Source organism: Streptomyces sp. bgisy100 (assembly GCF_057709105.1).
In genome coordinates this window covers 266,475-289,221 of the sequence record NZ_JBYITE010000002.1, presented here as the reverse complement: position 1 = coordinate 289,221, position 22,747 = coordinate 266,475, and the positions used below count along the sequence as shown (strand labels likewise).

General features: G+C 74.3%; 19 protein-coding genes. 17 read left to right on the top strand and 2 right to left on the bottom strand.

Annotation, left to right across the window (positions count from 1 at the left end):
* Positions 1–72: 72 nt before the first annotated feature.
* From AC3EQ1_RS02815 to AC3EQ1_RS02800, 4 genes are all read left to right on the top strand, one after another.
* Positions 73–1,440 (top strand): glutamine synthetase family protein, encoded by a 1,368-nt coding sequence (locus AC3EQ1_RS02815; protein ID WP_432092599.1) that lies wholly within the window; start codon positions 73–75, stop codon positions 1,438–1,440.
* A 68-nt stretch (positions 1,441–1,508) separates the two neighbouring features.
* Positions 1,509–2,879, top strand: a complete 1,371-nt coding sequence (locus AC3EQ1_RS02810; RefSeq protein ID WP_432092598.1) for an aldehyde dehydrogenase family protein — start codon at positions 1,509–1,511, stop codon at positions 2,877–2,879.
* Positions 2,876–3,661 (top strand): 3-oxoacyl-ACP reductase, encoded by a 786-nt coding sequence (locus AC3EQ1_RS02805; RefSeq protein WP_351514530.1) that lies wholly within the window; start codon positions 2,876–2,878, stop codon positions 3,659–3,661. The genes AC3EQ1_RS02810 and AC3EQ1_RS02805 overlap by 4 nt, the downstream gene beginning before the upstream one ends.
* Positions 3,662–3,809: 148 nt before the next feature.
* Positions 3,810–4,784, top strand: a complete 975-nt coding sequence (locus AC3EQ1_RS02800; protein WP_432092636.1) for a DUF2510 domain-containing protein — start codon at positions 3,810–3,812, stop codon at positions 4,782–4,784.
* Between the two features lie 244 nt (positions 4,785–5,028).
* On the opposite strand, the gene AC3EQ1_RS02795 is transcribed toward AC3EQ1_RS02800, so the two are convergent.
* Entirely contained in the window at positions 5,029–6,228 is a 1,200-nt protein-coding gene (locus tag AC3EQ1_RS02795; protein WP_432092597.1) for an amino acid deaminase/aldolase, read from the bottom strand.
* A 1,619-nt stretch (positions 6,229–7,847) separates the two neighbouring features.
* Between AC3EQ1_RS02795 and AC3EQ1_RS02790 the strand changes: the two genes are divergently transcribed.
* From AC3EQ1_RS02790 to AC3EQ1_RS02775, 4 genes are all read left to right on the top strand, one after another.
* Entirely contained in the window at positions 7,848–8,588 is a 741-nt protein-coding gene (locus AC3EQ1_RS02790; RefSeq protein WP_432092635.1) for a hypothetical protein, read from the top strand.
* 140 nt (positions 8,589–8,728) lie between these two features.
* A complete protein-coding gene (gene mycP / locus AC3EQ1_RS02785) occupies positions 8,729–9,958 on the top strand; it encodes a type VII secretion-associated serine protease mycosin (RefSeq protein ID WP_432092634.1) in 1,230 nt (409 codons plus the stop codon).
* A 22-nt stretch (positions 9,959–9,980) separates the two neighbouring features.
* Positions 9,981–10,721 (top strand): SseB family protein, encoded by a 741-nt coding sequence (locus AC3EQ1_RS02780; protein ID WP_432092596.1) that lies wholly within the window; start codon positions 9,981–9,983, stop codon positions 10,719–10,721.
* 57 nt (positions 10,722–10,778) lie between these two features.
* Entirely contained in the window at positions 10,779–11,546 is a 768-nt protein-coding gene (locus tag AC3EQ1_RS02775) for an MIP family channel protein (protein WP_432092595.1), read from the top strand.
* Positions 11,547–11,701: 155 nt separating this feature from the next.
* On the opposite strand, the gene AC3EQ1_RS02770 is transcribed toward AC3EQ1_RS02775, so the two are convergent.
* On the bottom strand, positions 11,702–12,088 hold the full coding sequence (locus tag AC3EQ1_RS02770; RefSeq protein WP_351514520.1) for a DUF1844 domain-containing protein: 387 nt from the start codon (positions 12,086–12,088) through the stop codon (positions 11,702–11,704).
* Positions 12,089–12,442: 354 nt separating this feature from the next.
* On the opposite strand from AC3EQ1_RS02770, the gene infC reads away from it, so the two are divergent.
* From infC to AC3EQ1_RS02725, 9 genes are all read left to right on the top strand, one after another.
* On the top strand, positions 12,443–13,090 hold the full coding sequence (gene infC, locus AC3EQ1_RS02765) for a translation initiation factor IF-3 (RefSeq protein ID WP_388849266.1): 648 nt from the start codon (positions 12,443–12,445) through the stop codon (positions 13,088–13,090).
* 125 nt (positions 13,091–13,215) lie between these two features.
* Positions 13,216–13,410, top strand: a complete 195-nt coding sequence (gene rpmI / locus AC3EQ1_RS02760; protein ID WP_014175142.1) for a 50S ribosomal protein L35 — start codon at positions 13,216–13,218, stop codon at positions 13,408–13,410.
* A gap of 116 nt (positions 13,411–13,526) precedes the next feature.
* A complete protein-coding gene (rplT, locus tag AC3EQ1_RS02755) occupies positions 13,527–13,910 on the top strand; it encodes a 50S ribosomal protein L20 (protein ID WP_351514516.1) in 384 nt (127 codons plus the stop codon).
* A gap of 118 nt (positions 13,911–14,028) precedes the next feature.
* Positions 14,029–14,883 (top strand): TrmH family RNA methyltransferase, encoded by an 855-nt coding sequence (locus tag AC3EQ1_RS02750; protein WP_432092594.1) that lies wholly within the window; start codon positions 14,029–14,031, stop codon positions 14,881–14,883.
* Between the two features lie 37 nt (positions 14,884–14,920).
* On the top strand, positions 14,921–16,075 hold the full coding sequence (locus tag AC3EQ1_RS02745; RefSeq protein ID WP_432092593.1) for a sensor histidine kinase: 1,155 nt from the start codon (positions 14,921–14,923) through the stop codon (positions 16,073–16,075).
* Positions 16,076–16,225: 150 nt separating this feature from the next.
* Positions 16,226–17,359: a phenylalanine--tRNA ligase subunit alpha gene (gene pheS, locus AC3EQ1_RS02740; protein ID WP_432092592.1), complete on the top strand. Its 1,134-nt coding sequence runs from the start codon at positions 16,226–16,228 to the stop codon at positions 17,357–17,359.
* Positions 17,359–19,884, top strand: coding sequence for a phenylalanine--tRNA ligase subunit beta (gene pheT / locus AC3EQ1_RS02735; protein WP_432092591.1), 2,526 nt, complete (start codon positions 17,359–17,361; stop codon positions 19,882–19,884). The genes pheS and pheT overlap by 1 nt, the downstream gene beginning before the upstream one ends.
* A gap of 398 nt (positions 19,885–20,282) precedes the next feature.
* Positions 20,283–21,695 (top strand): PP2C family protein-serine/threonine phosphatase, encoded by a 1,413-nt coding sequence (locus AC3EQ1_RS02730; RefSeq protein WP_432092590.1) that lies wholly within the window; start codon positions 20,283–20,285, stop codon positions 21,693–21,695.
* 326 nt (positions 21,696–22,021) lie between these two features.
* Positions 22,022–22,651 carry a hypothetical protein gene (locus tag AC3EQ1_RS02725; RefSeq protein WP_432092589.1) on the top strand — a complete coding sequence of 210 codons (630 nt, stop codon included), beginning with the start codon at positions 22,022–22,024 and terminating at the stop codon, positions 22,649–22,651.
* Positions 22,652–22,747: the final 96 nt, after the last annotated feature.

The window sequence follows — 22,747 nt, the reverse complement described above, 5'->3', positions numbered from 1 at the left end:
GAACCCCTTCCCAATCAATGGTCTGCACGATTACCTTAAGGCCTCCGGTTGCACCGACAGGAGGCTTTTCCCGTGGCAGACCGCACAGCACCGCTCTCCGTCGACGAACTGCGCAGGCTCGTCGACGCAGGCGAGATCGACACCGTAGTGCTCGCCTTCACCGATATGCAGGGGCGGCTCCAGGGCAAGCGGTTCGCCGCCCGGTTCTTCCTCGACGACGTCCTGGACCACGGCACCGAGGGGTGCAACTACCTCCTCGCCGTCGACGTCGACCTCAACACGGTCGACGGGTACGCGATGTCGTCCTGGGAGCGCGGCTACGGCGACTTCGCCATGCACGCCGACCTCCGCACCCTGCGCCGCACCCCCTGGCAGCCCGGGACCGCGCTCGTCACCGCCGACCTGGCCTGGCACGACGGCTCCCCGGTCGTCGCCTCGCCGCGGCAGATCCTGCGCCGCCAGCTCGACCGGCTGGCCGAGCACGGCTGGAGTGCCTATGTCGGCACCGAGCTGGAGTTCATGGTCTTCAAGGACACCTACGAGGAGGCCTGGTCCCGCGGCTACCGCGACATGAACCCGGCCAACCAGTACAACGTCGACTACTCGGTCCTCGGCACCAGCCGCGTCGAGCCGCTGCTGCGCCGCATCCGCAACGAGATGGGCGCGGCCGGCATGACCGTGGAGTCGGCGAAGGGGGAGTGCAACCTCGGCCAGCACGAGATCGCCTTCCGCTACGACGACGCGCTCACCACCTGTGACCAGCACGCCGTCTACAAGACCGGCGCCAAGGAGATCGCCGCGCAGGAGGGCATGGCGCTCACCTTCATGGCGAAGTACGACGAGCGCGAGGGCAACTCGTGCCACATCCATCTGTCGCTGCGCGACGAGTTCGGCAAGCCCGTCTTCGCCGACGAACAGGGCGAGTACGGCATGTCCAAGATCATGCGGCACTTCCTCGCCGGACAGATCGCCGCCCTGCGCGACTTCACCCTGCTCTACGCCCCCAACATCAACTCCTACAAGCGGTTCCGGCCCGGCTCCTTCGCCCCGACCGCCGCCGCGTGGGGACCCGACAACCGGACCTGCGCGCTGCGCATCATCGGACACGGCCAGTCGCACCGCTTCGAGAACCGCCTCCCCGGCGGCGACGTCAACCCCTACCTCGCGGTGGCGGGCCTGATCGCGGCCGGACTGTACGGCATCGAGCAGGAGCTGGAGCTCCCCGAGGCGTGTACCGGCAACGCCTACAACGGCGACGCCGAGCACGTCCCCACCTCGCTCCGTGACGCCGCCGAACTGTGGGCCGCCAGCCCCATCGCGCGCTCCGCCTTCGGCGACGAGGTGGTCGAGCACTACCTCAACATGGCCCGCATCGAGCAGGACGCCTACGACAGCGCCGTCACGGACTGGGAGCGCTTCCGGTCCTTCGAGCGCATGTGACGCACCGGGCTCCGCGAGCGGACCGACCTCCGCTCCCCGGCGCACCGTCAACACCAGGAGAACGCACGTTGCACGAGCACCAGGTCCTCAACCCGGCGACCGAAGAGGTCATCGCCACCGTCCCCGACGCCACCCCGGCCGATGTCGACGCCGCCGTCCGCCGGGCGGCCACGGCACAGCGGAGCTGGTCCGCCCTCGCCCCCGGCGAGCGGGCCCGGCTGCTGCGCCGCTTCGCCGCCACGGTCGACGGCCACATCGAGGAACTCGCCCAGCTGGAGGTCCGCGAGGCCGGGCACCCCATCGGCAACGCCCGCTGGGAGGCGGGCAACGTCCGTGACCTCCTCGACTACGCGGCCGGCGGAGCCGAACGCCTCAACGGCAGCCAGATCCCCGTCCCCGGCGGCCTCGACGTCACCTTCCACGAACCGCTCGGCGTAGTCGCCGTGATCGCCCCGTGGAACTTCCCCATGCCGATCGCCGCCTGGGGCACCGCGCCCGCCCTCGCCGCGGGCAACGCCGTCCTGCTCAAGCCCGCCGAGACCACGCCGCTGACCGCGCTGCGGCTGGGTGAACTCGCCCTGGAGGCCGGGCTTCCCGAGGGGCTCTTCCAGGTCCTGCCCGGCGCCGGGCCCGTCGCCGGCAATGCCCTCGTCGAGCACCCCGGCGTCGCCAAGGTCGTCTTCACCGGCTCGACGGCCGTCGGCAAGCAGATCATGGCCAAGTGCGCCGGGGACGTGAAGCGGGTGACCCTCGAACTCGGCGGCAAGAGCCCCAACATCGTCTTCGCCGACGCCGACATCGAGCAGGCCGCCGCGGCGGCACCCGGCGCGTTCCTGGACAACACCGGCCAGGACTGCTGCGCCCGCACCCGGATCCTGGTCCAGCGCAGCGTCTACGACCGGTTCATGGAACTGCTCGAACCGGCCGTCCGGGCCGTCACCGTCGGCGACCCGGCCGATCCCGCCACCGACATGGGACCGCTCATCTCCGCCGCCCAGCGGGAGCGCGTCCGGTCCTTCGTCCCCGAGGACGCGCCCGCGGCGATCCGCGGCGACGCCCCCGCGGGCAAGGGCTTCTGGTACCCGGCGACCGTCCTCACCCCGGACTCGCCCGACGACCCCGCGGCCGTCGACGAGATCTTCGGACCGGTCGCCGTCGTCCTCCCCTTCGAGGACGAGGCCGACGCGGTACGGCTGGCCAACGCCACCCGCTACGGCCTGGCCGGATCCCTCTGGACCCGCGACGTCGGCCGCGCTCTGCGCGTCTCCCGCGCCGTCGCCGCCGGGAACCTGTCCGTCAACTCGCACAGCGCCGTCCGCTACTGGACACCCTTCGGGGGCTTCGGCGAGTCCGGACTCGGCCGGGAGCTGGGCCCCGGCGCCCTCACCGCCTTCACCGAGACCAAGAACGTGTTCATCAGCACCGAGGAGAGCAAGTGACCGAGCAGACCCCTGTGTGCCGCCGACTCGTCGGACGTACCGCCGTCATCACCGGCGCGGGCAGCGGCATCGGGCTGGCGACAGCCCGCCGCCTGGCCTCCGAAGGTGCGAACGTCGTGTGCGCGGACATCGACGACACCGCCGGCAAGGCCGCCGCCGCCGAGGTCGGCGGGCTCTTCGTCCAGGTCGACGTCACCGACTCCGACCAGGTCGAGGCCCTCTTCCGGACGGCCTTCGAGACCTACGGTTCGGTCGACATCGCCTTCAACAACGCCGGCATCTCCCCGCCCGACGACGACTCGATCCTCACCACCGGGCTGGAGGCCTGGAAGCGGGTCCAGGAGGTCAACCTCACCTCCGTCTACCTCTGCTGCAAGCACGCCATCCCCTACATGCAGCGCCAGGGCAAGGGCTCCATCATCAACACCGCTTCCTTCGTGGCGCGGATGGGCGCGGCGACCTCGCAGATCAGCTACACCGCGTCCAAGGGCGGCGTGCTCGCCATGTCCCGCGAGCTGGGCGTCCAGTTCGCCCGCGAGGGCATCCGGGTCAACGCGCTGTGCCCGGGGCCGGTCAACACCCCGCTGCTCAAGGAGCTGTTCGCCAAGGACCCGGAGCGCGCCGCGCGCCGCCTCGTCCACGTCCCGTCGGGCCGCTTCGCCGAGCCCGAGGAGATGGCCGCCGCGGTCGCCTTCCTCGCCAGCGACGACTCCTCGTTCGTCAACGCGGCGGACTTCCTCGTCGACGGCGGTATCGCGGGCGCGTACGTCACCCCGCTGTAGGTCCCGCCGGACCCTCGGTGACGGCACGGCGTCCGGCGCTCCGGGCGCCGTGCCGCCGTGCCGTTCGGGGGCACCGGGGTCACCACCGTTCAATCCGTCCTCGCGTCGGCATATGACCGCTCCAGGCCATAAGGTGACCCGCGTGAGCATGACGACCCCGCCCGGCTGGTACCCAGACCCCGGGCAGACAGGCCACGGCCCCGCCCTCGAACGCTGGTGGGACGGCTCCATCTGGACCGACTACACCCGCGAGCCGCAGGGCACCGCCGTATCGGAGATCCCGGCGCAACAGGCGGGATTCGGCCCGCCGCAGCACTCCGGCTTCCCGGACACCCCGCTCTCCCCGCCGCCGTCCTACGGACTGCGGCCGGCCGAGAGCGAGTCCCGCGGCAGGACCATGGCGATCGCCGGTGCCGCGGTCGTCCTCGTCGCCGCCATCGTCGGCGGCGTCGTTCTGCTGACCAGCGGCGGGGAGAGCTCCGACATCGCCGACGCGCGGCCGAGCACCGGCCCGCAGCAGCCCACGCCCGGCGCACCCGGCGACGGCGGGGCGCCGAGCGGCGCTCCGAGCGCTCCGGCGAACACCGTGCAGGACGCCACCAACGGCATCTCCGTGCCCGTCCCCCAGGGCTGGGACAAGAGCCGCAGCAGCACCGGCGGCGCCGGGCTGACCATCGGCCCGTACCCGTGTCCCGGCGAACGGGACACCACCTGCGCGCGCGGCGGCGTGTTCACCCGCGAGGCCAACGGCTACGAGGCGACGACCGCCGAGGGCGTGGCCAAGGAGGACATCGCCAAGAACACCGAGAGCTCCTACGGCAAGGACCCGCGCACCGGCAAACAGATGTACGGCGGGGTGGTCTCGCACCGCCAGGTCAGGGCCGAGGCCGTGACCGTCGCCGGGCAGCAGGGCTACCTGGTGCGCTGGAAGGTGACGACGAAGAAGGGCGACGGCGGCGTCGTCCAGTCCCTCGCCTTCCCCGCACCCAACGGCGGGAAGACCCTGGTCCTGGTCCGCTTCGGCTTCGACGCCGGAGGCGAGGCACCGCCGCTCACCGACATGGACGCCATCGCCGAGGGCATCGCACCGCTGGGAGCCGGCGGCGCGGGCGGGAGCATCTGAGGGGACGGACGGGACCTGCCGTCCGCGACGAGCCCGGTCCCGGTCCGGATCCTGCCGTCCGTGACCGGCCCGCTCCGGGAAACTGCCGTCCGGAGGCGGGCCGTCGGGACCGGCTTCCTTCCGGCCGCCCCGTACGACAGCTCCGGGCGCCCCCTCGCGCCAGGGTCCCGGAGAGACGGGCTCCGGGCGCCCCTCGCGCCCACGGCTCCGGAGACGCGCCACGGCATCTGGGACCGCCACGCCATCAGAGAAAGGTGCGGCCCTCGCCCCGGTAGGTCGGCACCGCGTCGGTCACCCGGTCGCCCCGGACCAGGTGCAGGGTGTCGAAGCGCTCGCACATCTCCCCGGCCTTGGCGTGCCGGAACCAGACCTTGTCGCCGATCAGCAGGTCGTCCGCCGGCCCGCCCAGCAGCGGCGTCTGCACCTCGCCGGGCCCCTCCTGCGGGTCGTAGCGCAGCCCCTCGGGGAGATACGGCTGCGGCAGCCGGTCGGCCCCCGGTGCGCCCGACGCGGGATAGCCGCCGCCGAGCACGGTGACGACACCGACGCCGGGGCGCCGTACGACGGGCTGCGCGAACAGCGCGGCCGGCCGGCCCCGGAACGACGTGTAGTGGTCGAACAGCCGCGGTACGAACAGCCCCGACCCCGCCGCGATTTCGGTGACCGCGTCCTCGGCCGCCGTGTGCTGCACACTGCCCGTGCCGCCGCCGTTGACGAACTCCAGGTCCGGCGCCACGGCACGGACACGGTGCACCGCCTCCGCCCGCCGCACCGCCAGCTCCCGCTTGGCCGCCGCCTGCATCAGCCGGATCGCGCGCGACCGCAGCGGGCGGCCGGCGACCGCGTCACCGACGCCCGCGACATGCCCCTCGTAGGCCATCACGCCCACCAGGCGGAAGCCGGGGCGGCGCGCCACCGCCCGGGCCAGCTCCGCGAGTTGCTCCGGAGCGCGCAGTGGCGAGCGCCGCGCGCCCACCCGCACCCGGCCGCCCAGCAGCCACAGCGAGGTGTCCAGCTCGAGGCAGACGCGGACCTCCTCCGTCCCGCCGCGCGAGGCGTCGATCAGATCGAGCTGCGCGGGGTCGTCCACCATCACGGTCACCGCGGCGGCGAGCTTCGGATCCCCCGTCAGCTCGGCGAAGCGGTTCCGGTCGGCCGAGGGGTAGGCGAGCAGAACGTCGTCGAATCCGGAACGCGCCAGCCAGAGCGACTCCGCGAGGGTGAACGCCATGAGGCCCGCGAAGCCCTCCCGCGCCAGCACCCGCTCCAGCAGCGCCCGGCAGCGCACCGACTTGCTCGCCACCCGGACCGGCTTGCCCCGCGCCCGCCGGACGAGGTCGTCGGCGTTGGCGTCGAACGCGTCGAGGTCCACGACCGCGAGCGGCGCGTCGAGGTGCGCGGTGGCCCGGTCGTAGCGGGCCCGGTCGGCAGCGGGGTCGGCCATGGACCCACCTTGCCAGAACGCCGTTACCGCTGGGTAGTGGGGTGGTTCGGGCAAACCCGGTCATGTGTCCGATCCAGTTGCCGCTCCGCCCTCGGCAGCACGTAAAGTGACGCGCACGTCGTGGGCCGCCGGCTGTCGCCGGACGGTTCCCATCGGCGAACTGGCCCGCCGCGCATGCCGGTCGGCCGTGAAAGCGCACGATATGAGGGGGGCCGATGAGCGCTGAAGCGCCGCGCGCGGCCTCGCCCCGCTCCTCCGAAGTACCCCAGCAGCGCGGCACCGCTCCTGCTTCCGGTTCCGCCCCGCAGCACCCGCCGGCGGGCGGACCGCCGGCCCGGCCGGTACCGCCGCGGCCACCGCATCCGCCCCGTCCGGTCCGCGAACCGGCCGCCCCGCAGCCACGGAACGGCGCCGCGACTCCGCCCGGTCCCTCCGCGCACCGGGTCCCGCCCCGTCCCGCGGCCCCGCCGGCCACCGGCCCCCGGGGTGGAACGGACCGCGGAGCGGGCACCGGTGACACCTCGCGCCGACGCCCCGTCCGTACCGGCGACGAGGCGCTGCCGAACGACACCACCGTTCGCGCCGACACCACCTCGGGCGACGTCGCGACGACCCAGCGCGAAGGAGCGGCCGGCAGCCGTCCGAACGCCGCGCGCCCCTCGGCGGGAACCGGGTCGCGCCCTTCGGCAGACGGCGCGCCGCGCCCGGCGGGTACCGCGGTTCCTGGAACGCGGCGCACCTCGGGTGCCCCGGCAACTCCTCCCGCCCAGGACCCGCTCCAGAAGAGGCCCGCCCAGGACCGGCCCGCGCAGAGCCCCACCCAGGGCCACCCCGCGCAGAACCGTCCCACCCAGGACCACTCCACCCAGGGCCACCCCGTTCAGGACCGCCCGGCCCAGGACCGCCCCGCGCAGAGGCCTGCCCAGGACGGGTCCCCCCTGGCCGGGGCGGCCCAGGACCGGCAGGCCCAGGACCAGCCCTCCTGGAACCGTCCCGCCCGGAATCGCCCCCCGCAGAACCGTCCCGCCTCCCGTCCCGTACCGGACCGGGACGCGCGCGGGCTGCTCCCGCCGGCTCCGGGGGACCGCCTGCCGGGACCCGTTCCCGCGGCCGAACCGAAGCCTGCTCCCGCGGCGGAACCCGGGCCCGCTCCCTCGGCCGTACCGGGGCCCGCCCCGGCCCCGCAGCCCCATGCCGGGGGAGTCGGCCCACGGCCGCGGCCCGGGGAGGCGCCTGCCGCCGGAACCCCGGGCACGCGCAGTGCCGGCGCTTCGGCCACGCGCGCCGCCGACGCCCCGCCGAGCACGGCGCCCCGCACCGGGGCCCCCGCCCGTCCTGCCCCCGCTCCCCGAACCACGGCGGGCACCACCCCTCCGGCGGCCTCCGCCCGCGCCGCCTCGTCGGCCCCCTCCTCTTCGGCCCCGTCGGCCCCCACCACCTCAGCCCCGTCGGTCCCCTCCACCTCGGCCCCCACCACCCCGCCCCCGAACTTCCCCCCGCCCGCCGTACCGTCCGCGACCTGGCACGGCCCCGGCCCGGACACCGCTCCGCAGCAGGGGCAGCGGCTCTGGGGCGTCCCGGCGGTCCCCGCGCACCGGCGGATACCCCCGCCGGTGCGCATGGCGGCCGTCGCCGCCTGTCTCGTCCTCGGCCTCGGGCTCCTCGGCGGAGCCGCGGCCGGGAGCTGGCTCACCGGCGAATCCGAGGTACCCGCCGCGACAGGGGAGGCCTTTCACCGGGCCCGCGGCCTGTGGCACAACCGCCCCGTCGACGAGCTCTTCCCCCGCACCCTGCACGGCAAGGCAGCGGGCCCCGGCGGCGCCGACCGCGAGTGGATCCGGATCGCGGTCGCCCCGGACAGCGGCTGCGCGAACGCCTTCGACCGGCTGCTCGCCAAGGCGCTCTCCCCGGTCGGCTGCACCCGGCTGCTGCGCGCCACCTACACCGACGCGACCACCAGCACGGTGACGACCGTCGGCCTGATGTTCACCAAGGCGGACCCGGACGGCATGCGGGCCGCGGCCCGGCGCTTCACCGCCGAGGGGCTCGGCCGGCGCCCCGATCTCATGCCCCGGCCGTACGCGGCCGGGGGCACGGCCGCGGCGACCTTCGGCGCGCGCCAGCGCGGCAGCTGGGTGGTCCGGGTGCTGACCGATGCGCCGGTCGTGGTGTACGCCGTCACCGGCTTCACCGACGGCCGCGCCGTCGAGGCCCCGGAACCCGCGGACGAGGCGACGGCCACCGGCGCGACCACGGCACCCGCCCAGTCCGGCCTCGGGCACGACGCCCGCGGGGTGGCCGACCGCATCGAACGCGGCCTGCTCAGCGCCGCCACCGCGGCTTCGGAGGACGCCTCATGACCGCTTCCGGGCCGCAGCGCTCCGCGTCGCCGTCGGGCCCGGACGGAACGGAGCCTGCTCAGCGCCGCCACCGCGCCCCCGGAGGGCACCCCATGACCGCTCCTCGGCCGCTGCGCCACGCGCCGTCGGGCCCGGACGCAATGGGGGAATCGGGCGGAACTCCGGGGCCCCGTTCGCGGCGGAAGGCCTGCCGCCCGCGTCGTGCCCTGCGGACGCTCGTGCTCGCGACCGCCTCGGCCGCCCTCGCCGTGCTCCCCGCCGTCCCCGCGCAGGCGGACGGCATCCGGTCCCAGGAGTGGGCCCTCGACTCCCTCGGGGTCGAGAAGGCCTGGCGGACGACCAAGGGCGAGGACGTCACCGTCGCCGTCCTCGACACCGGGGTGGACGACCGGCACCCGGACCTCGCGGACCAGGTCCTCACCGGCAAGGACCTGATCGGCTTCGGCGCGGGACGCGGCGACCGCGCCTGGGCGCGGCACGGCACCGCCATGGCCGGGATCATCGCCGGGCACGGTCACGGCCCAGGCGGGGAGGACGGCGTGATCGGCGTCGCCCCACGCGTCAAGATCCTTCCGGTCCGGGTGATCCTCGAGGATTCCGACCCGGCCCGCACCCGGGCCCGCGGAGCCCGCGGCAACGCCCTGGCCGACGGCATCCGCTGGGCGGCCGACCACGGCGCCGACGTGATCAACCTGTCGCTCGGCGACGACAGCAAGTCGGCCCACCCCGAGCCGCAGGAGGACGCCGCGGTGCAGTACGCCCTGAGCCGGGGCGCGGTGGTGGTCGCCTCGGCGGGCAACGGCGGCGAGAAGGGCGAACGGGCCTCCTACCCGGCCGCCTATCCCGGAGTGATCGCCGTGACCGCGGTGGACCGCTACGGCAACCGGGCGGCCTTCTCCACCCGCCGCTGGTACGCCACGGTCGCCGCGCCCGGCGTGGACGTGGTCATCGCCGACCCCGACCGGCACTACTACAAGGGCTGGGGCACCAGCGCCGCCGCCGCCTTCGTCTCGGGCGCCGTCGCCCTGGTGCGCTCCGCGCACCCCGAGCTGACCCCGGTCCAGATCAAGAAGCTGCTCGCCGACACCGCGCGGGACCGGCCGGAGGGCGGGCACAGCGACGACCGGGGCGCCGGGCTGGTCGACGTCCCGGCGGCGATCGGCGCGGGGGAGAAGCTCCGGCCCCGGCCGCAGCGCCCCGACGCCGCTCCGTACGGGCGGCAGTACTTCGGCGCGGGTCCCGACGCGGACGCCGGTGAGGACCCGGTGACGGGGCTGCCGGCCGCTGCCGCAGGAGCCGTCGGCGCGCTCCTGCTCGGCGCCGCCGTCGTGCTGTGGCGCCGCGGCCGGACGCCCGCGCAGCCCCGCTGAGCCGGGCCGATACCCTCGGGGCGTGGCCCTCAAGAACATCCCGGACTCCGGGTTCTCCGATGACGACGGCACCGCCGACCCCCGGCTGACAGCGGCCCTGGCCGCCTACGCCGACGACCCCGCGGCGGAGCCCGGTGTGCTCGCCGCGCTCCCCGGCGCCCGGCTCCTGGTGCCCGTGGTCGCGGTCCTCGGCGAGGCGGAGACCGGGCCGGACGGGCTGCGCCGCGAGAAGTCCAGCGACATGGCCGTGCCCACGCTGACCGGCCCGGGCGGCCGCCGTGCCCTGCCCGCGTTCACCTCCACCGAGTCCCTGGCCCGCTGGGACCCGCAGGCCCGCCCGGTGGCGGTCCCGCTGCACCAGGCGCTCCAGGCGGCCGCGCACGAGCAGGCCGACACCGTCGTCCTCGACCTCGCCGGTCCGGTGCCCTACCAGCTGACCGGGCCCGCGCTGCTCGCCCTCGCCGAGGGCCGGGAGAGCACCGACCCGCTCGCCGACCCCGCCGTGGCGGACGCCGTACGGACGGTCCTGGCCGACGAGCCCGCGGTGCTGCGGGCCCACCTGGCGCCCGGCGGCAGCGCCGACGGCACCCTCGCGCTGTGCCTCGCGCCCGAGGCGCCGGCCCGCGACGTGGCGCAGCGGGTGGCGACCGCGCTGGCCGGGGACGAGACCCTGCGGGCCCGGCTGGTCCGCGGACTGGACCTGGCGCTGCTGCCGGCCGCCGCCACGGTCCCGGGGGAGCCGCTCTTCGCCCGGCAGGCGTGATGCCCTGATCCGCCCCACAATGCAGAGAGGCTTTGTGATCTTTGCTTGGAGGGCGAGATGGCGGAGACGGCGGAGACGGCGCCACGCAGGACCGTCCTCGAGTCCATCGACGTGCGCACGGTCGTGGCGGAGTTCCTCGGCACCCTGCTGCTCGTGTTCTTCGCCGTCGGTTCGGCGGTGCTCGGCGCCGAGTACGTGGGCACCGTCGGCATCGCCCTGTCGTTCGGCTTCGTGCTGCTGGCCCTCGCCTACACGTTCGGCCAGATCTCGGGCTGCCACCTCAACCCGGCGGTCACCCTCGGCATGCTGATGGCCAGGCGCATCACCCCGCGCACCGCCCTGGAGTACGTGGTGGCGCAGCTGCTGGGCGGGATCGTCGGCGCGGCCCTGCTCTTCCTGGTGGCCAAGCAGGTGCCGGGCCTGGAGACGTCCGGCGGCTTCGGCAGCAACGGCTACGGATACCGCTCGGCCGTGGGGATCAACATCTTCGGCGCGTTCGTCGCCGAGATCCTGCTGACCTTCCTGCTGGTCTACGTCTACCTCGCGGTCACCCGGAACCTGGTGCTGATCGGCCTCGCCGGTCTCCCGGTGGGTCTGTGCCTGGCCGTGGTCAGCCTGGTCGGCATCCCGCTGACGGGCGCCTCGGTCAACCCGGCGCGCAGCTTCGGCCCGGCGCTCTTCGCGGGGGCGGAGGCGATGACCCAGGTCTGGCTGTTCCTGATCGCGCCGCTGGTGGGCGGGGCGCTCGCCGCGCTGGTGCACGGCGTCACGCACCCCGCCGAGCCGGTCGGCGTCGCCCGGACGGCCACCGAGACCGCCGAGTGACCGCCCGGCCCGGTTCCGGCGTCGTCCGGACCGGGCCGGACGGGATCCGCAGCGGAGCGGGCCCCTGCGAGCCCGGTCCGCCTACCCGTGGCCGGACCGGCCGCTCAGCCCCGGACCTGACCGAGCCCGGACCCGACGACCGGGCCCCCGGCCCGTCAGCTCCCGTAGACGGGACCGGTGAACTTCTCGCCCGGCCCCTGGCCCGGCTCGTCCGGCACCACGGAGGCCTCACGGAAGGCCAGCTGGAGCGACTTCAGGCCGTCGCGCAGCGGGGAGGCGTGGTACGACCCGACCTCGGTCGCGCTCGCGGTGACCAGGCCGGCCAGCGCGGTGATCAGCTTCCGCGCCTCGTCCAGGTCCTTGTGGTCGGAGCCGTCCTCGGCGAGGCCCAGGTTGACCGCGGCCGCGCTCATCAGGTGCACGGCGACGGTGGTGATCACCTCGACCGCGGGGACGTCCGCGATGTCGCGGGTCATCGTGTCGAAGTCGGGAGACTGCCCCGTGGGCTCGGGCGTCGGCTGCTGCGGGGTGGCGTCGCTCATACTCAGGACTTCACTTTCGGCTGGACAGTTGACATCAGCCTATGGCCCCTGCCCACGCGGTGGGTGACCGGCCCGAACGCTGGTATGCTTGCTGACGACCGGCCGGACACGCCTGTGCCCGGCCCACAAGTGGAGGCTCCGAACTCCCACCTGACCGATCCCCCGGATCGGCGGGTCACCGGTCAGACAGAGCCCGTCGTTCCGTACGGACGACGGATCTGTCCGATGCGCCCCGCGGTCACCGCGGCGGTGCTCCGGTATGCGAGGAGCCCCGCCTGTGTCCCGTTCGGGGCGTTTTTCACGTCCGGGGCAGGGGTCGACAGAAACAGACGTGACGCGGCTGTCCGCCAGGCAATCGCGTGGTGCAACCGAGGAGGCCCCATCAGCGCCGAGCCCCGCATCAACGACCGGATCCGAGTCCCCGAGGTGCGACTTGTCGGTCCCAGTGGCGAGCAGGTCGGCATCGTGCCGCTTGCCAAGGCACTGGAGCTTGCGCAGGAGTACGACCTCGACCTCGTCGAGGTCGCGGCGAACGCCCGCCCGCCCGTGTGCAAGCTCATGGACTACGGGAAGTTCAAGTACGAGTCGGCCATGAAGGCCCGTGAGGCGCGCAAGAACCAGGCGCACACGGTCATCAAGGAGATGAAGCTCCGGCCGAAGATCGACCCGCACGACTACGACACCAAGAAGGGTCACGTCGTCCGGTTCCTCAAGCAGGGCGACAAGGTCAAGATCACGATCATGTTCCGTGGCCGTGAGCAGTCCCGCCCCGAGCTGGGCTACCGACTGCTGCAGCGTCTCGCGGAGGACGTCCAGGACCTCGGTTTCGTCGAGTCGAACCCGAAGCAGGACGGCCGAAACATGATCATGGTTCTCGGTCCGCACAAGAAGAAGACCGAGGCGATGGCCGAAGCCCGCGAGGCGCAGGCCGCCCGCAAGGCGGAGCGCACCGGCGTTCCCGCTGAGGCTGCCGAGGCTGCCGAGGAGCACGTCGAGGCCTGATCCCGGATCGCTCCGGGAACCCCGGGGCCCCGGCCCCGGACACCAACCGAACCAGCTGACGCTTCCGTGTGCCGGTTTCACCGGCTCGCCGACGGAAGCGCCACCGACGAGGAGAGAACGGCGACATGCCGAAGAACAAGACGCACAGTGGTGCCAGCAAGCGCTTCAAGCTCACCGGCTCCGGCAAGGTGATGCGCCAGCGCGCCGGTCGCCGCCACCTTCTCGAGCACAAGCCGTCCACGCTGACGCGCCGCCTTGCCGGCAAGACCGAGATGGCCCCGGCCGACGCCAAGAAGATCAAGAAGCTTCTCGGCAAGTGACCCAGCCGCCCCGGGCGTCGGACCGACGCTGCAGGCCGGGGCGTACGTCACCCACCGGGACCTCATCGATTCCGGGCCGTGTGAGTCACCCGCGGCCCCGTACAAGGAGTTAACAAGTGGCACGCGTCAAGCGGGCAGTCAACGCTCACAAGAAGCGCCGGGCGATCCTCGAGCAGGCCAGCGGCTACCGCGGTCAGCGTTCGCGCCTGTACCGCAAGGCCAAGGAGCAGGTCACCCACTCCCTGGTCTACAACTACAACGACCGCAAGAAGCGCAAGGGCGACTTCCGTCAGCTGTGGATCCAGCGGATCAACGCCGCTGCCCGCGCCAACGGCATCACCTACAACCGCTTCATCCAGGGTCTGAAGGCCGCCAACATCGAGGTGGACCGCAAGATGCTGGCCGAGCTCGCGGTGAACGACGCCAACGCCTTCGCCGCGCTCGTCGAGGTGGCCCAGAAGGCGCTGCCGAGCGACGTCAACGCCCCGAAGGCCGCCTGACCCGGCAGCCTGACAGCGTCAGACGGACCCGCAGGCCCCCGGCCTGCGGGTCCGTCGCTGTCTGCCCCCGCTCCCGTACACCCCGTCGCCCGAGCCCCAGAGAAGTGAGCCGCCGTCCATGGGCCCTGCCGAGCCGATCTCCCCGCGTTCCCCCCGCGTCGCCGCCGCCCGCCGGCTCTCCCGGCGCAACTTCCGGGTCAAGGAGCGCCGGTTCCTCGCCGAGGGGCCGCAGGCGGTCCGGGAGGCGGCCCTGCACCGCGGCGACGGCGAGCCGACCCTGACCGAGCTCTTCGCCACCGCGGAGGCCGCCGAGCGGCACACCGGCATCGTCGAGGCCGCCCGGGCCGCGGGGGCGAGGATCCACACCGCTCCGGACGACGTCGTCGCCGAGCTCTCGCAGACCGTCACCCCGCAGGGCCTGGTCGGCGTCTGCCGCTTCCTCGACCTGCCCTTCGACGAGATCCTCCGGGCCCGGCCGCGGCTGGTCGCCGTCCTCGCCAACGTCCGCGACCCCGGCAACGCCGGGACCGTGCTGCGCTGCGCCGACGCGGCCGGAGCCGACGCCGTCGTCCTCACCGACGCCTCCGTCGACCTCTACAACCCCAAGTCCGTCCGGGCCTCGGTCGGCAGCCTCTTCCACCTCCCCGTGGCCGTCGGCGTCCCCGTCGACCGGGTGGTGGACGGGCTGCGGGGCACCGGCGTACGGATCGTCGCCGCGGACGGCGCGGGCGAGCGCGACCTCGACACCGAGCTCGACGAGGGCGTCCTGGGCGGTCCCACCGCCTGGATCTTCGGCAACGAGGCCTGGGGCCTCCCGGAGGAGACCCGCGCGCTGGCGGACGAGGTGGTGCGCGTCCCCATTCACGGACAGGCCGAGAGCCTCAACCTCGCAACGGCCGCCGCCGTGTGCCTCTATGCATCGGCCCGTGCGCAGCGCGCATCCGGAGGGTGCCGCTCCGTCACTCCGAGCTAGTAAGGTTGCCGCGGGGGTGCGACCAGGGGGTGTGGGGATGGACGCCAGGACTGCGGCCGAGTGCGCACGGAGCGCGGCTGCGCCCCCGACCGGTGCCCTCCCCGGCCACGGCTCCCCACTCGCCGGACTGGGCACGGACGGACTGGGCCTGGACCCCGACGACCTGCCCGACGGTCTCGTCGTCGCCGACGAGACCGGCCGGATCCTCTGCTTCAACGCCGCGGCCGCCCGGATCACCGCGCTGTGCCCGTCCGAGGCCATCGGCCGGCCGCTGGAGCGCGCGCTGCCGCTGGAGGACCTCGAGGGCCGCCGGTGGTGGACCGTCACCGACCCGTACGGCGGCCTCGCGATCCGCATCGGCCAGCCGGAGCGGAATCTGCTGCTCCCCGGCGGGCGCGAGGTCCTGGTCTCCGCGCGCTACGTGCGCCGCCGCCCCACCGGGCCCCTCCACCGGCTGGTCGTCACCCTCCGCGGCACCGAGGCCCGCCGCCGCACCGAGCGCAGCCACGCGGAGCTGATCGCCACCGTCGCCCATGAGCTGCGCTCGCCGCTGACCTCGGTCAAGGGCTTCACCGCGACGCTGCTCGCCAAATGGGAGCGGTTCACCGACGACCAGAAGCGGCTGATGCTGGAGACGGTCGACGCGGACGCGAACCGGGTGACCCGGCTCATCGCCGAGCTCCTCGACATCTCCCGGATCGACTCGGGCCGGCTGGAGGTCCGCCGCCAGCCGGTCGACATGGTCGCCGCCGTCCAGCGGCACGTGGCCTCGCTCACCGGCACCGGACAGCCCGGCGACCGCTTCGACGTCCGCACCGTGCACCCGCTGCCCGCGCTGTGGGCCGACCCCGACAAGGTCGATCAGGTGCTGGGCAACCTGCTGGAAAATGCGGTGCGGCACGGCGAGGGAACCGTCACCATCGAGGTGGCACCCGCCCCCACCCGCAGCCTGGAAGAAGGAACGGCCGTCACCGTGAGCGACGAGGGCTCCGGCATCCCGGAGGAATCGATGAGCCGCGTGTTCACCCGCTTCTGGCGGGGCAGCAAGCGCGGCGGCACCGGGCTGGGCCTCTACATCGTCAAGGGCATCGTGGAGGCGCACGGCGGGGCGATCGAGGTCGGCCGCGCCCCCGGCGGCGGTGCCCAGTTCCGATTTACCCTGCCCGTGGCGGCCCCGGCCTTCATGGCCTGAGGCACCACGGGCTTCCTCCCCCCTGCCTCCGGTGGGGGCACCCCCACGGCGCGCCCCGTAGACTCGGCTTTTGGCACCCCGGGCAGCCTCGGCCGCCCTGCCACCGAGCGTGGGCAGCGCCATCCAGCCAATTCGGAAACACGGGAAGAGATGTCGGCACCCAATAAGTCGTACGACCCTGTTGAGGTCGAGGCACTGAAACCGGAAGAGATCGCCCGGATGCGGGACGAGGCGCTCGCCGCGTTCTCCGCGGCCGGCGACCTCGAGGCCCTGCACGACGCGAAGGTCGCCCACACCGGCGACCGCTCGCCGCTGGCCCTGGCCAACCGCGAGATCGGCGCCCTCCCGCCGCACGCCAAGGCCGACGCGGGCAAGCGCGTCGGCGGCGCCCGCGGCGAGGTCAACCGGGCACTCAAGGCACGCCAGGAGGAGCTGGAGGCGGAGCGCGACGCCCGGGTGCTGGTCGAGGAGGCGGTGGATGTCACGCTGCCGTACGACCGCGTACCCGCCGGCGCCCGGCACCCGCTGACCACGCTCTCCGAGCGCATCGAGGACGTCTTCGTGGCCATGGGCTACGAGGTCGCCGAGGGCCCCGAGGTCGAGGCCGAGTGGTTCAACTTCGACGCACTGAACTTCCCGCCCGACCACCCCGCCCGCGCCATGCAGGACACCTTCTTCGTCCAGGGGCCCGAGGGCTCCCGGGACGGCAAGGAGGAGTCCGGGGTCGTGCTGCGCACCCACACCTCCCCGGTGCAGGTGCGCGCCATGCTCGACCGCGAGGTGCCGCTCTACGTGATCTGCCCCGGCCGGGTGTTCCGCACCGACGAGCTGGACGCCACCCACACCCCGGTCTTCCACCAGGTGGAGCTGCTCGCCGTCGACGAGGGCCTGACCATGGCGGACCTCAAGGGCACGCTGGACCACATGGTGCAGGCGCTGTTCGGCGAGGGCATGAGCACCCGGCTGCGGCCGAACTTCTTCCCCTTCACCGAGCCGTCCGCCGAGATGGACATGGCGTGCTACGTGTGCCGGGGCGCGTCGGTCGGCGACCCGGAGCGGCCCTGCCGCACTTGCAGCAGCGAGGGCTGGATCGAGCTCGGCGGCTGCGGCATGGTCAACCCGCGGGTGCTCGCCGCCGCGGGCATCGACCCTGAGAGGTACAGCGGATTCGCCTTCGGGTTCGGCATCGAGCGGATGCTGATGTTCCGCCACAACGTCGAGGACATGCGAGACATGGTCGAGGGTGACGTGCGCTTCACCCGGCCTTTCGGGATGGAGATCTGATGCGGGTCCCGCTTTCCTGGCTGCGGGAGTACGTCGACCTGCCGGCCGGTGAGACCGGTCGTGACGTACAGGCCAAGCTCGTTGCCGCGGGGCTGGAGGTCGAGCGCGTCGAGCAGCTCGGCGTCGGCCTCAGCGGCCCCCTGGTGGTCGGCAAGGTGCTGGCCATCGAGGAGCTGACGGAGTTCAAGAAGCCCATCCGGTACTGCCAGGTGGACGTCGGCGACGCCAACGGCACCGGCGAGCAGCAGAACATCGTCTGCGGTGCCCGGAACTTCAGCGTGGGCGACAAGGTCGTCGTGGTGCTGCCCGGCGCCGTGCTGCCCGGGGACTTCCGGATCTCCGCGCGCAAGACCTACGGCAAGACCTCCGAGGGCATGATCTGCTCCGCGAGCGAGCTCGGCATGTCCGACGAGCACGACGGCATCATCGTGCTCCCCCCGGAGCACGAGGCCGGCACCGACGCCATCGAGCTGCTCGGGCTCGACGACGAGGTCCTCGACATCGCCGTCACCCCCGACCGCGGCTACTGCCTGTCGATGCGCGGTGTCGCCCGCGAGGCGGCCACCGCCTACGGGCTGCCGCTGCGGGACCCGGCCCTGCTCGACGTGCCGTCGCCCAACGAGTACGGCTACCGGGTCGTCGTCGAGGACCCGGCCGGCTGCGACCGCTTCACGGCGCGCACCGTCACCGGCCTCGACCCCGAGGCGCGCTCGCCGATCTGGCTGACGCGCCGGCTGGAGAAGGCCGGGATGCGCCCGGTCTCCCTGCCCGTCGACGTCACCAACTACGTGATGCTCGAACTCGGGCAGCCGCTGCACGCCTACGACCGGTCCCGCGTCGACGGGCCGATCGGGGTGCGCCGTGCCACGGCGGGGGAGAAGTTCACCACCCTCGACGGCACCAAGCGCGTTCTGGACCCCGAGGACCTGGTGATCACCGACGGCTCCGGGCCCATCGGGCTCGCGGGCGTCATGGGCGGTGCGCACACCGAGATCGCCGACCCGGTCACCGACCCGGAGACCGGCGCGGTCACGGGCACCACCGAGATCGTGGTCGAGGCCGCGCACTTCGACCCGATCGCGATCGCCCGCACCTCCCGCCGGCACAAGCTGTCCTCCGAGGCGTCCAAGCGCTTCGAGCGGGGCGTCGACCCGCAGGCCGCCTCCGCGGCGGCCCAGCGGACCGTCGACCTGCTCGTGCTGCTCGCGGGCGGCAGCGCCGAGGCCGGCGTCACCGAGGCCGTCACCCCCGGCGGGCCCCGCACCATCACCATCCCCGCGGACCACCCGGACCGCGTCGCGGGCGTCGCCTACGGCCGGGAGACCGTCGTCCGCCGCCTCCAGGAGGTCGGCTGCGACGTCCACGGCCAGGACCGGCTGACCGTCACCGTGCCCAGCTGGCGGCCCGACCTCACCGACCCGAACGACCTCGCCGAAGAGGTCATCCGGCTCGAGGGCTACGAGAACCTGCCGTCGACCCTGCCGCGGCCGCCCGCCGGCCGCGGGCTGACCGAGCGCCAGCGGCTGCACCGCCGGGTGGGCCGGGCGCTCGCCGGGGCGGGCTACGTCGAGGCACCGAACTACCCGTTCCTGGGCGAGCAGGTCTTCGACGACTTCGGTCTGGAGGACGACGACCCGCGCCGCTCGGTGGTGCGCCTGGTCAACCCGCTCTCGCACACGGAGCCGGCCCTGCGCACCACGCTGCTGCCGGGTCTGCTGGGCGCGCTGCACCGCAACCACGGCCGGGGCGAGCACGACCTGGCGCTCTTCGAGACGGGTCTGGTGTTCCGGCCCACCGGCTCCGAGCAGGAGCCCGGCCGGCCGGACGTCGACGGACGGCCGACCGCCGAGGAGATCGCCCGGCTGAACGCCGCGCTGCCCGCGCAGCCGAGGCGGGTCGCCGTGGTCCTCGCCGGGGCTCGCGAGCAGGCCGGCCGCTGGGGCAAGGGACGCCCGGCGAACTGGGCGGACGCCGTCGAGGCGGGCCGCACGGTGGCCCACGAGGCCGGGGTCGAGCTGATCGTCCGTCAGGACCAGCACGCCCCCTGGCACCCCGGCCGCTGCGCCGCGCTGCTGGCCGAGGTCGACGGCGAGGAGGTGCTCGTCGGCAACGCCGGGGAGCTCCACCCGCGGGTCATCAAGGCCCTCGGCCTGCCGGAGCGCACCTGCGCGATGGAGATCGAGCTGGACCGGCTGGAGCGGGCCGCGTCCGGTCCGGTCGAGGCCCCGCACGTCTCGACGTTCCCGGTGGCCACCCAGGATGTCGCGCTGATCGTCGACACCTCGGTCCCGGCCGCCGATGTCGAGTCCGCGCTGCGGGCCGGTGCCGGTGAACTCCTCGAATCGCTGCGGCTGTTCGACGTCTTCACGGGCGAGCAGATCGGCGAGGGCAAGAAGTCGCTGGCGTACGCGCTGCGGTTCCGCGCCTCCGACCGGACGCTGACGGTCGAGGAGGCCTCCGCCGCCCGGGACGCCGCCGTCGCGGCTGCCGCCGAGCGGACGGGCGCCACGCTGCGCGGCGCGTAACCGCCCGCCGCCCAACCGTGGAAGGGGTGCACCCGGATCTCCGGGTGCACCCCTTCGTGGTCTCCGTCCACCCGCTTTTCACGGCCGGTACGGGGCCGGGGCGGGAGCACTCCGCGGGGTCACGGTGCGATCGGGTGTCCCGGCGGGGGTGCGAGTGCGTGAGGTGCAAGCCGTGGGCGGGCGATCGGGCGTACCGCCGGGCCGCACCCGCCCCGAGGGCGTCACCTGCAAGAGGGGGGTCACTCCATCGGGTGGCAAATCGCGGATGGTGGTTACTTGATTGCTCATGGTTGCCACAATCGGCGCGGTCGTCACGGCAGTTCTGACCACCGTACGGAGGTCGGTCGCGGGCCGTGGGCCCGTCGGCCGCCTCCGGACCTGCCAGGGGAGGCGTGGGCATGATCCGTTCCAGGGGGTGGCTAGGTGCGCCCCGAGGCGTACCGAAGGTCTGGCGCGTGCTGGTCTTCGCACTTCCGGGGCTCTGGATCCTGGGCGTCGTCTCCTGGCAGCTGACCCACCCGACCGGCATCCCGGCCGTCCAACTCCTCGCCGCCGCGCCCGCGATAGCCTGCGCCGGCAGCGGCCGCCGTCCCTGTGTGGTGCTCGGCGGGGTCTGCGCGGCGTTCGCCCTCGTCCCGCTGGGCTCCGTCGAGGAGGAGCACGGCATGGGGATCCGCGCCGGGACCTGCGGCGCGATCTTCGCGGTGGTCGTGGCCGGCTATCTCACGACCGGCCGCCGCCTCCGGCTCATGCGCGAGCTGGAGCGCACCCGGGAAGCGGCCACCGCCGCACAACAGGTCCTGCTCCGCCCGCCGCCTTCGCGCCTGGACGGGCTGACGGCGGCGGCCGGTCACCTCTCCGCCACCCGCGGCGCCCTGATCGGCGGTGACCTCTACGAGGCGCTGGACACCCGGTACGGCGTCCGCGTCGTCATCGGCGACGTGCGCGGCCACGGCCTCCCGGCCATCGGCGCCGTCGCGGCCCTGCTCGGCAGTTTCCGGGAAGCGGCCCACGACGAGCCGGAACTCTCCGGCGTACTGCGGCGGTTGGACCGTGCGATGCAGCGGCACCTGCGGGAGCGTTCGGACCGGGAGTCCGACCCCTGCGTCCGGGGCCGGGCCACGGACGCAGGGGAGCCGGACGGTCCGCTCGCCGAGGAGTTCGTCACCGTGCTCCTGCTGGAGCTGCGCCCCGGTGGCCGGCCGACCGCGCTCAACTGCGGTCACCCCTGGCCGTATCTGCTCACCGCCGCGGTGGACGGTGCCGGTCACCCGGACGCCACGGGGAGCCGGGACGGGCACGGGCCGCGCGCGATGCGGGCCGTACGGCTGGCGGAGGCCGACCCGCTGCCGCCGCTGGGCGCGTTCCCGCTCCCCGCCGAACTGCCGGTCGAGTCCTGCCGGCACCTGCGGGGCGGGGACACCCTGGTCCTGCACACCGACGGTGCGGAGGACGCGCGGGATGCGTCGGGGGCCTTCTTTCCCCTGGGCAGCGCGCTGCTGGCCGCGGCCGGCGGCGCCTGCCCGGCGGACAGCGGCTCCGATGCCGGCACTGGCACTGGCACTGGCACCGGCACCGGCACCGGCACCGGCACCCGCACCGGCACCGGCTCCCGGGCCCCCACCGACACCCGGGCCGGCGCCGTGGCCGGTCCGCAGGCCATCGTCGAGCAGGTGTGCTCCGCGCTGCTGCGGCACGCCCGCGGCAGGCTCCGGGACGATGCCGCGCTGCTGGTGCTGCGCTTGGACCGGCAGCGGGTTCCCGCGCCCGCCGGCGCGGGGCGCGCGGCGGGGGCCGAGCCGGTCCCCTGAGCGCCTCCGTGTTCCCGGCCGATGAGTGCTGCCGAGCCCGTGTGTCCCGTGATCCCGGACGCCTGCGCCTCGTGCCCCCGCCCCCGTGCTCCGTTCCCCATTCCCCCGTGTTCCGTTCCGCTGCGCCTCCCGGGCTCCCGCGCCCGATCCCGCCGCCCAGGCTGCAGCCGTCGCCCGCGGCCCCCGGTGCGTGCCCCGCATGCCGTCCGCCGTACGCCGCCGACCGAGCGCGTCCCGGCCGGACCCCGGAGCGCCGCGCCGCCGTTTCTCTCCGCCGTTGGTAGATGTAGGGGCCCGAACAGCTCAGGTCCGAGAAGAGGGCAGACATGGCCGCACCGACGACCGGGCAGGGAGCCGCTCTCACCACCCACCGCACGCAGCCCGGTCCCGCGTATCCCGTCGGCGGCGCCCCGGGGCGCGTGACCGTACTGCGGGCGCCCGGGAGCGAACTCGTCGCGGTGATCGGGCCGGACGGGACCCGCCGCACCACGCTGCTCCACGCCCTCGGCGCCCTTCCGGCCGTCGGCCGACCCGTGGCCCAGGTGCGCACCCGGGGGGACGGGGCTCCGGACCCGGGCCGCCGCGTCGGTGAGCTGCTCGCGGACCTCCGTACCGCGGGGCCGGCGTACCGGGTGCTCGCCGGGTCGGTGCAGGGGGAGACGTACGGCACAGCGGCGGGCCGCGGGCCGCACCCGGACACCCGCTACGCGGAGCTGCCGCCCGCCGACCGGTTGCTGCTCGCCCTGACGGTGGCACTGGCCGAACGGCCCGCGGCCGTACTCGTCGAGTCCGCCGACACGGGACCGGACCTCGTGGGCCGGCGCCGGGTGTGGGCCGGACTGCGCCGCGTCGCCGAGTCCGGCCTCTCCGTCCTCGCCGGCTGCCGGTCCGTCGGCACGGCGGGGCGCTACGCCCACCGCACCGTGCTGCTGCCGCACCGCACCGGCCTCGGCTGAGGGCGGCCCCGCCGCGCGTTCGCGGGCCCGAGGCCCGGGATCCCGAACCCGTCCCCGCAAGGCGGGAGTTCACACCCCGTGTGCGCCCGGTTCCAC